The organism is Mycobacterium colombiense (assembly GCF_001665835.1).
Lineage (GTDB): Bacteria > Actinomycetota > Actinomycetes > Mycobacteriales > Mycobacteriaceae > Mycobacterium > Mycobacterium colombiense_A.
Window position 1 is genome coordinate 1 of the sequence record NZ_LZSX01000047.1, and the last position, 13,828, is coordinate 13,828.

At 62.6% G+C, this 13,828-nt stretch carries 14 protein-coding genes and 2 pseudogenes; 7 read left to right on the plus strand and 9 right to left on the minus strand.

Features of this window, described 5'->3' with window-relative positions:
• Nucleotides 1–315: 315 nt before the first annotated feature.
• The 3 genes and pseudogenes from A5760_RS10940 to A5760_RS26985 all read left to right on the plus strand — a co-directional run.
• A complete protein-coding gene (locus A5760_RS10940) occupies nucleotides 316–963 on the plus strand; it encodes a CAP domain-containing protein (protein WP_155764292.1) in 648 nt (215 codons plus the stop codon).
• 191 nt (nucleotides 964–1,154) lie between these two features.
• Nucleotides 1,155–1,505, plus strand: coding sequence for a DUF732 domain-containing protein (locus A5760_RS10945; protein ID WP_064880562.1), 351 nt, complete (start codon nucleotides 1,155–1,157; stop codon nucleotides 1,503–1,505).
• 117 nt (nucleotides 1,506–1,622) lie between these two features.
• Nucleotides 1,623–1,873 (plus strand): annotated as a pseudogene (locus A5760_RS26985) (hypothetical protein); the annotation flags it as partial.
• A 105-nt stretch (nucleotides 1,874–1,978) separates the two neighbouring features.
• Here A5760_RS26985 and A5760_RS26110 read toward each other — a convergent pair.
• Nucleotides 1,979–2,260, minus strand: coding sequence for a TetR/AcrR family transcriptional regulator (locus A5760_RS26110; RefSeq protein ID WP_082279425.1), 282 nt, complete (start codon nucleotides 2,258–2,260; stop codon nucleotides 1,979–1,981).
• A gap of 525 nt (nucleotides 2,261–2,785) precedes the next feature.
• On the opposite strand from A5760_RS26110, the gene A5760_RS10950 reads away from it, so the two are divergent.
• From A5760_RS10950 to A5760_RS10955, 4 genes and pseudogenes are all read left to right on the plus strand, one after another.
• Nucleotides 2,786–3,481: a GntR family transcriptional regulator gene (locus A5760_RS10950; protein WP_269199177.1), complete on the plus strand. Its 696-nt coding sequence runs from the start codon at nucleotides 2,786–2,788 to the stop codon at nucleotides 3,479–3,481.
• A gap of 68 nt (nucleotides 3,482–3,549) precedes the next feature.
• Nucleotides 3,550–3,615: pseudogene (locus tag A5760_RS27765) on the plus strand (zinc ribbon domain-containing protein); the annotation flags it as partial.
• Between the two features lie 7 nt (nucleotides 3,616–3,622).
• Complete coding sequence (locus tag A5760_RS27770) at nucleotides 3,623–3,844, plus strand: OB-fold domain-containing protein (RefSeq protein ID WP_082279426.1); 222 nt, start codon at nucleotides 3,623–3,625, stop codon at nucleotides 3,842–3,844.
• 662 nt (nucleotides 3,845–4,506) lie between these two features.
• Complete coding sequence (locus A5760_RS10955) at nucleotides 4,507–4,947, plus strand: thiolase C-terminal domain-containing protein (RefSeq protein WP_155764293.1); 441 nt, start codon at nucleotides 4,507–4,509, stop codon at nucleotides 4,945–4,947.
• Between the two features lie 267 nt (nucleotides 4,948–5,214).
• Here the strand turns inward: A5760_RS10955 and A5760_RS10960 are convergent, their stop codons facing one another.
• The 8 genes from A5760_RS10960 to A5760_RS10995 form a co-directional block, all read right to left on the minus strand.
• Entirely contained in the window at nucleotides 5,215–5,631 is a 417-nt protein-coding gene (locus tag A5760_RS10960) for a hypothetical protein (RefSeq protein ID WP_064880548.1), read from the minus strand.
• Between the two features lie 72 nt (nucleotides 5,632–5,703).
• Nucleotides 5,704–6,558, minus strand: coding sequence for an ABC transporter permease (locus tag A5760_RS10965; RefSeq protein WP_064880550.1), 855 nt, complete (start codon nucleotides 6,556–6,558; stop codon nucleotides 5,704–5,706).
• Complete coding sequence (locus tag A5760_RS10970; protein ID WP_064880552.1) at nucleotides 6,555–7,334, minus strand: MlaE family ABC transporter permease; 780 nt, start codon at nucleotides 7,332–7,334, stop codon at nucleotides 6,555–6,557. Before A5760_RS10970 ends, A5760_RS10965 begins: the two co-directional genes overlap by 4 nt.
• 18 nt (nucleotides 7,335–7,352) lie before the next feature.
• Nucleotides 7,353–8,828, minus strand: coding sequence for an MCE family protein (locus A5760_RS10975; protein WP_082279427.1), 1,476 nt, complete (start codon nucleotides 8,826–8,828; stop codon nucleotides 7,353–7,355).
• 1 nt (nucleotide 8,829) lies between these two features.
• On the minus strand, nucleotides 8,830–9,966 hold the full coding sequence (locus tag A5760_RS10980) for an MCE family protein (RefSeq protein ID WP_369815583.1): 1,137 nt from the start codon (nucleotides 9,964–9,966) through the stop codon (nucleotides 8,830–8,832).
• The gene (locus A5760_RS10985; protein ID WP_064880556.1) at nucleotides 9,963–11,381 is read right to left on the minus strand and encodes an MCE family protein; all 1,419 of its coding nucleotides are present in this window, start codon (nucleotides 11,379–11,381) and stop codon (nucleotides 9,963–9,965) included. The genes A5760_RS10980 and A5760_RS10985 overlap by 4 nt, the downstream gene beginning before the upstream one ends.
• Nucleotides 11,378–12,736 carry an MCE family protein gene (locus A5760_RS10990; protein ID WP_064880568.1) on the minus strand — a complete coding sequence of 453 codons (1,359 nt, stop codon included), beginning with the start codon at nucleotides 12,734–12,736 and terminating at the stop codon, nucleotides 11,378–11,380. Before A5760_RS10990 ends, A5760_RS10985 begins: the two co-directional genes overlap by 4 nt.
• Nucleotides 12,733–13,828, minus strand: a 1,096-nt coding sequence (locus A5760_RS10995; protein WP_419538236.1) for an MCE family protein, incomplete at its 5' end; no start/stop codon positions are given. The genes A5760_RS10995 and A5760_RS10990, both read right to left, overlap by 4 nt.

Genomic DNA, 13,828 nt, shown 5'->3' on the forward strand with positions numbered 1-13,828 from the left:
CTAGAACGCTGAAATATCAGCAGATAGGGGAATTCTCGGGATGGTCGTTCACCTCGAGGTGGACCGGTTGCTGATCGGTGGACAGTTAGTTCCGGGCCGTGCTGCCAGGCTTCAACTTTCCCACCGCCGATGTTGCGGTATCTCGCCCCTGTGCGCAGCTTGTCGGCGCCGTGAAGACCAATTTCAACACGACCATGAATTCCAGGCACAGTATCTGGTCAACCAAGCGGTGAGCGAAGTGTGCCCCGCACTGATTTGGCAGCTGCATCCACTACCAGCCGTCGGCCGTCACGGACCGACATAGGGGAGACGATCGTGAAGTGTCGAGGGCTGGCCGTTGCTGCTTCGGTGATCGTCGGCGCAGGCGCGCTACTGGGCACGCCGGCACATGCGGATAACGACAACAACACGCTCATACCGAACAACAAGCGCCTCAATGACGGCGTGGTCTCCAATGTCTTCACTATGCAGCATCAGGCGGGTTGCACTAACGACGTAAGGCCCAACCCGCAACTGCAGCTCGCCGCCCAGCGCCACACCGAAGATGTGTTGAACAACCGGGCCCTCGACGGTGATATCGGCTCAGACGGGTCGACTCCGCAAGACCGCGCCAATGCGGCCGGCTACCACGGTCAGGTGGCCGAAACCGTGGCGGTCAACCCCGCATTGGCCATCAGCGGCATCGAGTTGATCAACCGCTGGTATCACGACCCCGCAGATTTCGCGATCATGTCCAACTGCGCCAACAGCCAAATCGGCGTGTGGTCATTGAACAGCCTGGATCGCACCGTCGTGGTCGCCGTCTACGGGCGGCCAGCGCAGCCGGTCAACACCCAGGGTGAGAACGTTCCCGTTGGTCCCAGCCCCGACTACGACGTCAGCGACGAGCTCGAACACGGCCTCGACTGGCTGCCCTGGATCCTGCGCGGGGTAAGCCCGCCACCCGCCTACCCGCCGCAATAGACGAAGCCGTTGAACCTAAGCATCGCTTCATGTTTAGCGAACATGACATGAACTCCAACCCTGGCTCGAAGCCGTGCGACGGCCTCGAGCGTACGCACGGCACGTGTAGAGATAGGACACCGATCGGCGCGCGTCTGCTACACCGGTGCAAGCGCACTCGGGCATCAGCGGCCAAGCGTCGAAAGTGGCTCATCGGCTTTGTCGTCGTTGCCGCTGGACTCGGCGATACCACACCGGCGCTAGCCGCACGGGCGCATGCCGCGCCAGCGCCGGAAGTGGAATACACCTATGACGTAATGGTGCGGCGCCACTACAACTTTGACAACCCTGACCAAGCCATCGAGTACGGCCACCGTATCTGTGACAAGGTCAGCGGAGGCCAGAGCTACGGTCAAGTAATGGGCGATGTGAAACGCGACGTGATTCCCAACGACGAGTTTGCGGCCAATTACCTTGTCTCGTATGCGATTAACCTTCTGTGCCCTGCCGAGATATGGCAGCTGCGCAACTCAGCCGCAGGCTACCAACCCCCACCGGGCTAGCGGGATGCCGCTTGTCGGGCCTACGAATGTGTGCAGGTTTGATCACACGGCAACTGGACGATCGAGGCTGGACATGAGGCTCACCAGGGTTCTGTCGACGCTAGTGCGGTGGTTTGGATTGTCGGACCATCGTCCGGACTGACCTGGGCAACGGCGACGATAGGGGTTACCACCGCGGGTTATGAGAACCTAATGGCTCCGTCGGCCGCGATGGGCCACGATATCCCGTTGGCGTTCTTAGCTGGCGGGCCCCACCAGGGCTATCTGCTGGATCCCTTCGAGCTGCCTCGGACGTCAGCAAGTGGGTCACCGCGGGTGACCCGATGAACACCGTGGCCGGCAAGGGTATCTCGGTCGTGGCGCCAGCCATCCAAGCGCTGAATGTGCGTGAGACATTGCGGCCGCTCAATGGTCTAGCGCGACGTTCTCGGGAAGATAGGTGGCATGCAAACCCGGGTGCCGCGCAGAGCTTTCTAACACCAGGGCACACGTGGAGCCTCGAGCAGCGCCTCCTCGATCCGCCGATCCGCAATGTGTTGGATCGCCGCGACGAGCACGCTGGATTTCGATCCGAAGTGATGCCCGCGGGCGCCCAGCGTCACGCCGGCACGCTCGGCCACTCGAGGCGTGGTCGTTCCTGCGTAGCCGTAGTCGACGATGCAGTCGATGGCGGCATCAAGCAGTAGCGCGCGAGTGTGTGCGCTGCGCTCCTCTTGAGTACGCCGGGGGGCTGGCTTGGTCTGTCCGGTGGGCATCCTGCAGTGACCAGGCAACGGACAGAAAACCTTTGGATTTCAGACCACCCGTGGCACCGACGTGGTACTCACCGACGGCCTGGCCGTCATCGCCGACTGACGGGATCACAGCGGAACCGGTGCCCAAATTCGGGATCAGCCGTCCCCCGGCTGAGCCGGCCTGAGTATGGTGTCGCGCGCCAGCTTCGGAGCCGCGGCGCGGCAACCGTGTCACTATCGGCTCCAGTGGTCTAGGGCTGCGCGCGCACCGCTGCCCACACGACTCAGGGGTCCGCTATTCCCACTACCGGGTCCTGTGCCGCGGTTGGCCGTTCGCCTGTTGGCCGTCTCGGCGACGATACGCTGGGCGTAGGGTCTGTCGGTAAGCATGCGTGGCCGCATGTCATTTCGTGGTTCAACAAATGATGTATCAAGTATATAATCTTGCCGCAGGGTCTATGCGCGACGACGCGAATGCCGTCGATGCATTTAAGGCCCGCCAACGTGCGTTTCGCAGGAGGTCACGTTAAGGAGAAGGAAAGCGCGATAACTACGCTCGCTCAGACGCGTTCAGCCGCGCCCCTACGGTTCACAAGCGCCCACCAGGTGGCAGAGCACATACGGCGAATGATCTTTGAGCGCCAACTCGAAGCGGGCGACCGTGTTCCTCAAGACGAGATCGCAGCGCACCTCGGGGTGAGCCGGGTGCCCGTGCGGGAGGCTGTCATCGCGTTAGCCAGCGAGGGTTGGTTGGCCGCCGAACCGCACCGGGGAGCCTTCGTCATCGGTCTCGACGAGAACTCGACGTACGATCATTTCGAGTTGATCGGGATGTTCTATGGCTTCTGCGCACGTCGCGCAGTGGAACGTGGTTCCGACGAACAGATCGCTCAGCTCGCCGAAGTCAATAAGGCGCTTCAGAAAACCAGTGACCCCGATGAACTATGGGATTGCAACAACGTGTTCTTGCGGCACTTGGTGCTGGCCGCAGGTTCTCGCCGCGTCGTCTCGATGGCACGCGTAATTACGGGCAGCATCATTCCTGGGAACTACTTCGCAGAAGTTCCCGGCTCCGATCGTATACACAAGCGGGGTATGCGTGCAGTCATGCACGCTATCGCAATACGCGCAGGAGAAACCGCCGAGCGGGAGTTCGCCCACCTGTTCCACACCGAGGCCGACCACGTCGTCGAATTACTTTCTGCGCGTGGGTTCTTCAGCCCTGCGAAAGACGACAAATGACAACCCGTCCGGCTCCGACGGTCACTGATAGTTCGTGCGACTTCTGGGAGTGAGGACCGGTACAAGAACTGAGGATTGCACGCTGTGAGGATTGCCGGACATGGCATCATCCGCCGCCGCTGGTATGTCCTCGATGCTTGAGTGGCCATATCGTGGGGCGCCGATCAGCGGGCGCGGTGTTGTCCATTCGTTTACCATCAATCGCTACCAGTGGGCCCGCAGCGCGAGCCGCCCTACGTGTTGGCGCTGATCGAACTGGAAGAACAGCCCGGACTCCGGTTGCTTAGCGCATTAGTCGGTTGTCAGAATCCGACGGTCGGGATGGAGGTTCACGTCGCGTTCGAACCAGCAGGCGAAGCCTGAGCACCGGTGTTCACTCAATGAAGGCTGAGGACCTTGCGGTAATTTCAGGTATCGGTCGGTCCTCGATTGGTCGCCGTCTTGATATCGATCCCCGCCGGCTCGCGCTCGACGCTGCCCCTCGAGGCCATTGACGATGCCGGGTTGAACCGGGCGGACATCGACAGGGTTTCCAGCTATCTAGGCGCAGTCGGTTCGACGCCGGCTATCGCCGGCGCCGGCACCGAGGACCTCAGAACGATGCTGGGATTGAATCTGCGATGGCACAACGCGGGTAACGAGATGCCGGGGCAATTGGGAACGGTCGCCAGCGCCGTCTTGGCGGTCGCCGCCGGACTAGCTTCGCACGTTTCATGTTTTCGCTGTGTGTGGGAGTCGACTACCCAGAAGATAGCCGGTGACCGTCAATCCTTAGTAAGCGCCTCCACCCGTGATGCGATGTCGTGGGGCAAGCCCTACGGTGCCGGGTGCTCGACCTACGGTGCGTTGGCCATGCAACGCTACATGCATGAGAGCGGTTCCAGTCGTGACCAATTCGCGCAAATTGCGGTTGTCGGGCGGTCGAACGCGGCCGCCAATCCGGGTGTATCGGGAGCCGATGACTGTCGAGGACGATTTCCGACCCACTATGCATCTACGACTGTGATGTACCAGTGGACGGTGCGATGGCCGTCGTCATCTCTCGCGCGCGTCCTTGTGCGTGGCCCGGCGCGGTGCGGATCGAGGCCATTGGGACCGCCAGCGGATTCCAAGCATGCGCCGAGATAATGTGGGAACGTTTGGATTTGACACCCGGTGACGTTGATATCGCTGAAGTGTATGACGGTTTCAGTATCTACGCGGTCCGGTGGCTCGAGGCGCTCCGGCTCGTACCGCGCAACGAAGCGGGACTGTTCCTGCAAGGGGGGCAGCGCATTGCCCTGGACGGTGAGCTGCCGATCAGTACCGGCGGAGGCCAACTGTCGGGCGGACGGGTACACGGTTACACAGCGTTGCTCGAAGCCTGCATCCAGTTGCGCGGGCTAGGGGGCGAGGGCGACGGCGACGCCTCGACCGATTCCTCTTCCTGCGCCGATCACGATCGCAACCGATCGAGGATCACCTAGGGCTCCCTTCGTTCAGACCGGACTGTTGTATATGAATTCGAAATCACGCTCGAATTGAATGACTTGCGGTGTCATTCAGAGACTTACGTGGCGCCGCATCAGCATGGGAGTGCTCAGTGTGACTGATGCCTACCTCGTGTCGACAATCGGCGGGCTGCGTCGTACATCACGGCGACGATGGCTCGTCGGTGGAGATGGCAATTAGCGTTGAGCACCGAGGCCCCGGTGGGCCATTACTGAGCGCGCCACGCTCTCTCGCCGGGCCTGTCACCGCTTCGGTTTGTAGGAGTCCACGTCGCCTTCCTCGGCGACCTTGGCGAGCTCGACGTTGAAGTGCTGCATTAACTGCTGCAACTGGTCGTGGGGGTTGAACTCGATCAGTTCGCACGCCTCGTCATAGATGAAGTGATGTCCCTTCGGGATGAAGTACACGGAGCCGTCCTCGATCAGTTCCTGTGAGCCGTCGGTATAAATCACCCGAAAAGACCCAGACTTCACGTAGCCGTAGTGATCGCAGGGGCAGGTGTCGTCGGGAAGGCCCTTGTAGAACGGTCCGGTGTCGACCGGGGTGCGACACCAGCTGTACCCGATCTCCATGTTGGTGGCGCCAGCGCGGATCGAGCGCATACCACCACTGCCGTGATCCGGGGTGAGGCTTGGAATGTCGTCGGGCTGGAAGTGCATCAGCGGGCTCCTCGGCGTGGTCGGTGCGGGCAAAGACGGTCCTTTGGTCTGGGTCGGATTCGGGCATCGGGTCTAGCCGGACAGGTTGATCGCCGGCGACTGGCCGTAGATAGCCAGCGTGACACCGAGCACCACTGTTACGGAGGTGATCATGGATGTACGCACTGCGCGTCCGACGGCCTCACCGACCCCCGCCGGGCCGCCGGACGCGTTGAACCCGTAGTAGGTGTGGACCAACATGATCACTATTGCCATGACCACGGCGGTCATACACGACCACGCGAGATCCACCGGGTTGAGGAAGGTATAGAAGTAGTGGTCGTACACCCCGCTGGACTGGCCGTAAATCGCGGTCGTGCCCAGGCGTGCGGCAAGGAACGCCATCAACACGGCGAGGCAATATAAGGGAAGTACGACGATGACGCCTCCGACCACACGGGTCGACGCTAAGTAGGCGATGGAGCGGATTCCGATGACGTCGAGCGCATCGATCTCTTCGTTGATTCGCATCGCGCCGAGTTGAGCGGTGGCGCCAGCTCCGATCGTGGCGGCCAGGCCGATGCCGGCAATGAGGGGAGCGATGAGCCGGACGTTGACGTAGGCGGAAACGAAGCCGGTCAACGCTTCGATGCCGATGTTGGACAGCGAGTGGTAACCCTGGACGGCGATCAGCGCGCCGGCTGAGAACGTCAGAATGCTGACGATCGCTACTGTGCCGCCGATCAGTGCGAGTGCGCCCGTACCCAAACCCATTTGGGCGATGACGCGGATCAGTTCAGCGGGGTAGCGTCTGAATACGTCACCGATGGATAGCAGTGTCTTTGCATAGAATTCCGCCTGTGTGCCCAGCCGCTGCCAACTCTGGGTCACTCGCGACCGGGCCCGGGCGGCCCGCGGCCACAGGCGGCTGGGGTGGCTGACCGTCATGCCGTCACCGAAACGCCGACCGCGGTGACGATGAGGTTGATGACGAACAGACCGACGAAGGAGTACACGACTGTCTCGTTGACGGCGTTACCGACGCCCGAGGGACCTCCACCTACCGACAACCCCTTATAGCACGCGATCAACCCGGCGGTGACACCGAACAATGCCGATTTGACGATCGAGATGATCACCTCGGGAAGTCCCACTAGGAGTGTGAGTCCGCCGGCGAAGGCTCCCGGGGTGGCGTTCTGTAGAAATACCGAGAAGGCGAATCCTCCGACGAGCCCGACGGTTGTCACCAATGGGGAGAGCAGGATCGCGACAATCGTTGCCGCGGCCACCCGCGGGACGACGAGCCGTTGGAGGGGGTCGATGCCCAGCACGCGCATCGCATCGATCTCTTCGCGAATCGTGCGGGCGCCGAGATCGGCGCACATTGCCGTGGCACCTGCACCGGCTACGACCAAAACCGTAACCATAGGGCCGATCTGGGTGACAGCGCCGAGTGCAGCCCCGCTGCCAGCTGCGTCTTGGGCGCCGATCTCGATCAACAGGATGTTGATCACGAACACCGCCATGACCGTGAAGGGGATCGCGAGCATGATGGTCGGAACGATCGCCACCCGAGACACGAACCACGCCTGCCGGATCAGTTCATGCCAGGCGAATGGTGGCCGAAACATCAGCAACAGGGTTTCGGCCGACATGGCGAAGAATTCTCCGACCGCGGTCAATGGCTTGGATGCGGCCGCTCCCAGTCGTCGTCGGGTGCTCATGTTGTGACTCTTCAACTTTCAGGGAGCGGCGGGAGCTAGCAGTGACCGCAGCGTGGGGGCCCGGGCTCCCACGGCGAGGTCGGTCTGGGTGTACACCTGACCGTCGGGACCGAGGTACGTTCCGTCGACGGGGTTGTAGTCGGCGATCCCCAACGCCGTCGGTGGTGTCGCCGGTGGGGGAGCGCCGCCGGGAGAGACGGGTACCTGCCGATTGGGGGATACCACCCCGGGCGGGAACTGGGGGACGTCTTGGCCGGACATTGTCGCGTTCGGATCGCCCTTCCAGTTATTGCCGTCGTTGAGGGGCACGTATTCCTGATCGCTTTCACACATCCACTCCGTCGGCGCCCTCTTCCACGGCTTGGTTTCACATGGAATATTCCGGGCCCCACGGACATTGAACGGCGCATCCTGCGGTATCCGGCAGTACAGGTCGCCTTCGGGCCGCGGTGGCGCATCCACTTCAGCGGGAGTGCGGCGCTGACTGGGCGGCAGGTACCCGGTGCTGCATGGCGGTGGCAGGTTCAGGTTGAGCGCAAACTGCTCCATGGCGCCGTGGTAGGGCTGCTTGGTATTTAGGTTGGGCACGGCGACCGCGCCGATTTGGGCCGTCGCCTGGGGGAAGAGGACGAGCGTTTGTTCGATGTTCGGGTTGAACACGATCCCCACGTCTGCGAGGCTGACCAGGTTGGCCAAGAGCACCGGCACTGACGGTTTGATCCGGTCGAGCAGGGCTCGTGCCTCGTCAGCTGCCGGGCCACCTTTCCGGAGTACACCGGACAGCGCGTCGTCGTGGTCCTTGAGCTGACCAGTGATGGTGGCAAGGTGGGCGGCCCAGGCGGTGATTGCATCCGAGGACTGCACCTGCGAAGCCAATAGTGGGCCGGAGTTGTCGATGATGTTGGTCAGGTCGGCCAGGTTGTTGCGCGTGTCTATGGCGAGATTGTTCGCTCCGTCGACGATACGAGACAGCTCGGGACTCAAGCCCCCTAGTGCGGTGTAACTTTCGTCGACCAGGGTCTTCAGATTTCCTTTCGGCACCGCAAGAAGTGCCCGGTTGGTCAGGTCGAGTTGAGCGTTGATGTCGGGGGGGATGGTCACATCGGTGATGACGTCGCCGTCGCGCAGCGGCCGCGAGTCCGGATTGCGGGGCACCAGGGCCACGAACTGCTCACCGATGGCCGATTGGCTGTGAACCTGCGCGGTCGACTGTGCGGGGACCTGGTATGTCGATTTGAGCCGCAAGCGAGCTTCGACGCCCGTCGGCGTCAGCGTGACGTCTTCCACCTGTCCGATGGTGCTGCCCGAATACGTCACGTTGGCACGTGCGTAGAGGCCCGCTGCCTCCGGTAAGTGCACGATGACCGTGTATTGGTCGGCCCCGAACAACGATGTGCCGACGCGGCCGTATCCCACGGTCAGGACCGTCATGGAGATCGCCGCGATGACCGCGAACACCGCGAACCTGATCTTGATCGATCGTTCCAGGTGCACGCTATGACCCCTGATTCAGGTGGTAGGGAACGACTAGCGGATTGCCCGAGGTGTACGGGGCTGGGATCTGGCCGATGGTGCGGCCCCACTGCATCTCTAGCTCGGTGAGGTTGCCCTCGAATCGGGTTCCCGTAAGGAGACTGGTGTCGATGCGGTTCAAGGTCAGGTCGAGGATCACTGACAGGTTGGCGTAGTCACCGCGCAGGGTCTTGGGCAGCTTGTAGATGTTGAATGGATACGCACCCAACTGGACCAGAGACCGGGTCAGCGAGGGGCCGGCGTTGGCCAAGGATTCCAGCACCGGCCCGATGTCCTGCAACTCTCGCACCAGAGCGTCTTTCGTCGGCCCGATGGTGGCGTTCATGAGATCGGCCAATTTGCCGGTCTTGTCGAGAGTTTCGACGAGTTTGTCGCGCTCGTCGGCGAGTACTTTGAAAGCGCCGGGAATCGTTCGCAGTGCGTTCTCGATCACCGGCTTTTGATTGGCGTACTGATTGGCCAGGCCGTTGATACTTTCAGAGGCCCGGATGATGTCACCGGTCTGGTCGTTGAGGTTGGCGGTGAACCTGTCGAGTTGCTCGAACAGCTGACGCATATCGGCATCGCGCCCGTTTGCATATGCCGTGGTCAGTGCTTCGTTGATGTCCTGCAGCTGGCCAAGACCGCCGCCGTTGAGCAAGAGCGACAACGACGATAGCGTCTGTTCTGTCGTCGGGTAGCTTCCTGCTCGCGACAGCGGGATCACAGCGCCGTTGGTGAGCTTGCCCTGCGGTGTCGCATTTGTGGGGGGCGCCAGCTCGATGTGCAGGGAGCCGAGCAAGCTGGTCTGCCCGACCTTCGCCGTGGCGTTGGCGGGGAGGTCGACGTCGCCGTCGATGCGCATCGTCACCAACGCATGCCAGCCTTGGACCGCGACGTTGGTGACGTTTCCCACCGTGACATCACCCACCCGGACTCTGGAGTTGGGCTCGATGTTGGTGATGTCGGGTATCTGGGCTTTGATCTCGAAGGAGCCCGGTCCGCCGCCGGCCGTACCTGGCAGTGGCAGCGAGTTCAGGCCGTGCCACGCACACCCCGACACCGTCACGACGGTGAGCAGACTGGCCGCGAGACGGTGAAGTGTCCGCAGCGGCATCATGATCCGGCTCCAGCTGCGGATGGAGCCGCGGGGGTCTGGGCGGCGGGTTCGTCGGCCACGGCCCCAGGTGTTGCGGCCGGTGGCCCTGACCGAGCGGCCCCGGGTTGGGTCTGTTCGGCGGCCAGTGGCGCGGCGCCGTCCGGCTGGGGCACCGCTTGCGGCGGGGTAGCCGGACGATAATCGGGTCGTAGCCAGTCCTCGCTGTAGGTGATCTCGTTCGGACGTGCTGCCGCCCCGACGATGGGAACCGGGATCGGCAGAATGAGGGGACCCAACGGGATCGGGATCACGCCAAGGCCGAACGTGGTGCCGATCGGGGCAAAGTTGTACTGCCGGTTCTTGAGTATCGGTGCCAGGTATTGCACGCACAGCTTGGCCGATTGTTGGTAGTTGAGTTTGGATGCGGCTTGAATGGCGCCGCAGATGAACTGGATGGGGCTGGCGAAGTTGGCCAACGCGAAGCTGCCTCCTATCGCGGCGGCTGCTGGGCGGTAGATGTTGGCAAAGTTCGCCAATGCGTTGGGCCCAACATGCAGCACTTCCTTCAGATCGGGAAGGCTGGTCTTTACCGCGGACGTCAGCGAGGTCAACTTGTCGACTGTCGTGCCAAGGGTCTCGCGGTTATCGGCGACGAATGTCTGCACGTCCGCCAGTGCGGTGTTCAGATCACGGACCGCGTTGCCGATCGCCTTGGGATCCTGGGCGATGTAGCCGGTGACAGTCGCTAGGTTGCCGTTGAGGCGCGCCAGCACGTCACTGCTCGACTGCAGCGCGGAGACCAGCACCGACAGATTCTTGACCGTGCCCCCAATGTCTCCGCTGTGATCTCCGACTGCTGAGATCGCTTCGGAGAGTTTGGTAAGCGCATCGCGGATCTGGGCGCCCTGCCCGCGCAGATTGTCGGCGGCGGTGTTGATCAGCTGCCCAGCGGGAGCGACGCCGCCGGTTTGCGTGGGTTGCAGTGTCTGGTTGAGTTTGGCCAGTTGCTCTCGGAGGTCGTCGTACTCGACCGGAACGGCGGTGCGACTCTGGGCGATGGTCGCGTTGTCAGCCATTTTGGGGCCGCCGGTGTACGGCGGCGTCAGCTGGATAACGCGTGCACTGACTAATCCAGGTGACAGTATCGCCGCGCCGGCCCCGGCCGGGACGGTGTACTTGGCGTCGTACCAGAACGTAACCCGGGCGCGATTTGGGCTCGGGGTGATGCTCTCGATCTCGCCGACCGGTACTCCCAGAATGCGCACCTGGTCGCCGACGTACAGGCCGTTGGTGTTGGCGAAGTAAGCCGTTACGTGGATCCGCTCGCTGCGTTGGACTGCCGTGAAGGTCAGCCAGACACCGCCGACCAACGCGCAGACCAGCGTGACGGCCAAAGCGATGCGGACCGTTGGGCGGCTGACGTTGTGTCGGGTCATGGCGTCGGTCCCGGTCGCGGGAAGTCGGGAATCATATTCGGGGAATTGACCTCGACCGGCGTGGGCGGCGGAAGGTTCTCCGCCGGTGCCGCGGGATCATAGCCAGCTGGCGGCCCCGGCGGCGGCCCCCCGGGTGGCGGCGCGGGCATCGGTTCGCGGTAGGGGTAACAGCCGCTCGGTCCCGGCAGGGGCAAACCTGGTGGACCGCATCCCGGATCGCCCGGGTTACCGGTGATGGCGTCAGGCACCGTCAGTCGCGGAGGCCCGCCCTGACCGGTGCGAGGAAAGGGGACCGGCAGCGCCGGCGTCGCCGGCTGGCCCACCTGGGGATCGGTCAGCTGGGAGGGCAGCAGCGTGTGGGGATCCAGCCCGAGGTCGGAGAATGCGGCGTCGATGAACGGCTGAAAGAATTGACCCGGCACCAGGTTCGCCAGATATTCGCGGAAAAATGGCCCTGCGGACACTGACTCCCCGAGCGACAAACTGAATCGTCTGATCAGGTGAATCGATTTGATGAGGTCGTCGCGGCGGTTGTCGATCATCGTCAGCACACCATTTACCTTCTCCAACGCCGGACGCAACGTGGACTTATTGTCTGCCACCAACCCCGAAATCTGTTGGGCCAGTGCGGAGATATTCCCAGACAACTGAGTCAGGGTGGTGGCTTCGCCGCTTAATTCGCCGAGTAGCGAGTTGGTGTCGTTCACCAAGCCCACGATCTGATCACTGCGTTCTCGGAGCACGCCGGTGACCTTGTTGGCGTCGGCGAACAGGTTTCGAAGTCGTTCGTCGCGCTTGTTGAGCGTGTCGGAGAATCGAGAGATGCCCTCGACGGCCGTCCGCAAGTCAGCCGGAGTGTTCTTGAACGTCTCGGCCAGTGTGGTCAGCGACTCGTTGAGTTTGTTGGTGTCGAGGCCCGCGATGGTTTGAGATAGGTCACCGAGCGCCTGCGGAAGCTCATAGGGAGATGTCGTGCGCTGCAAAGGAATCGGACCGTCGAGGCGGCCGTCGCCGTGTGTGGTCACCTCGACCAACCGAGTGCCCAGCAGGGTCTCGGTCTTGATCGCAGCCGCGGTGCGATCACCGGGATGGATGCTGTCCTCCATGGTGAACTCGACCAGCACCCGGGGTCCGTCGAGTCTGACGTCGGTGACCTCGCCGACTCGGAACCCGGCGACCTGCACCGGCGAGCCCGGGGTCAGTCCCGCTGCCTCGGCGAAGTAGGCCGTGTAGCGCCGATCAGAGTCCACGAACGGAAGGTGCTTGAAGCCTAGTGCCAGAGCGACAAGGGCGGCCACGGTCAATGTGCCGATCACGCCGATTATTTTGGGGTTGTACTCAGATGGCCTCTTCACTTCGGTGCACACCGCCCGGTGGTCTGACTGGCCACCCGAACATAGGTCGGTTGACCGCCCTTGCCGTTGACTTTGAGCACCAGCTCGCACATATACGCGTTGAAGAAGTCGCCGTAGAGTCCCTGGCGGGACAGCAGTTTATACGTGGGCAGTAATCGAGACAGGAAGTCTTGGAAGAAGTCGTGGTCGGCCACCACGATTGCCGCCGCTCGGTCGGCCTGGGTCACCGACTTCGTCAGGGGCGGGCGAATCTGGGTGAACAGGTCTGCCAAGGTCGCCGACGACGTGTTGAGTGCCGACAGCGAATCCATGACGTCGGTCTTGCGTGCCGCCAGCGCACCAACTAGATCGGACAGCGTGCTCACTGCCGTATCCAACTGCCGACTCTGATCGCTCACCGAGCCTAGTACGGTGTTGAGGTTGGTGATGACGTCTCCGATCAGCGCGTCGCGATCGGCCAGCGTGCTTGTGAACACCGCCGTCTGGCGCAAAAACGAGCCGACCGTCGGCCCTTCGCCTTGCAAGGCGCCGATGAGCTGCTGTGTCAACGTGTTGACCTGATCGGGGTTCAGAGCGCGGAACAACGGCTTGAGTCCGCCGATCAGCGCGTCCAGGTCCAAGGCCGGCGCGGTCCGGTCGATGGGAATCGTGCCGCCGCGTGGCAGCGCGGCCAGCCTACCGGCGCCTTCCTGCAGCGCGAGATAGCGCTCACCCGTGAGGTTTTGGTAGCGAACGACGGCCTTGGTTCCCAACGTGAGCGCGACGTCTTTGCTGACGCCGAAGTCGACGACGGCGATCTTGCTGTCCCGGATCGCGATGTTGCGGACCTTGCCGATCTCCACACCCGCGACGCGAACGAAGTTGCCGACCTTCAGCCCGCTTACGTTGGTGAATTCGGCGCGGTAGATCGTCTCGCGGTCGAAGCGCAGCTGACCGAATACGGCGATCATTCCGAAGGCCGCCAGCAGGCACACGGTCGCGACTATTGCGAATCGCCAGGCGGCGCCAAGGGTGTCGGTTTTCACGGTTGGCCGTTCTCCGGGGGTAGGGGCGCAGTCGGGGTGTCGATTGCCGGGCCGTAGGGCGGAGGGG

Bases quoted from the DNA above. Each gene is read 5' to 3' on its own strand.
- A5760_RS26110 (WP_082279425.1), bottom strand. From the start codon at position 2,260: ATGCCCACCGGACAGACCAAGCCAGCCCCCCGGCGTACTCAAGAGGAG.
- A5760_RS10955 (WP_155764293.1), top strand. From the start codon at position 4,507: ATGGCCGTCGTCATCTCTCGCGCGCGTCCTTGTGCGTGGCCCGGCGCG.
- A5760_RS10960 (WP_064880548.1), bottom strand. From the start codon at position 5,631: ATGCACTTCCAGCCCGACGACATTCCAAGCCTCACCCCGGATCACGGC.
- A5760_RS10965 (WP_064880550.1), bottom strand. From the start codon at position 6,558: ATGACGGTCAGCCACCCCAGCCGCCTGTGGCCGCGGGCCGCCCGGGCC.
- A5760_RS10970 (WP_064880552.1), bottom strand. From the start codon at position 7,334: ATGAGCACCCGACGACGACTGGGAGCGGCCGCATCCAAGCCATTGACC.
- A5760_RS10980 (WP_369815583.1), bottom strand. From the start codon at position 9,966: ATGATGCCGCTGCGGACACTTCACCGTCTCGCGGCCAGTCTGCTCACC.
- A5760_RS10985 (WP_064880556.1), bottom strand. From the start codon at position 11,381: ATGACCCGACACAACGTCAGCCGCCCAACGGTCCGCATCGCTTTGGCC.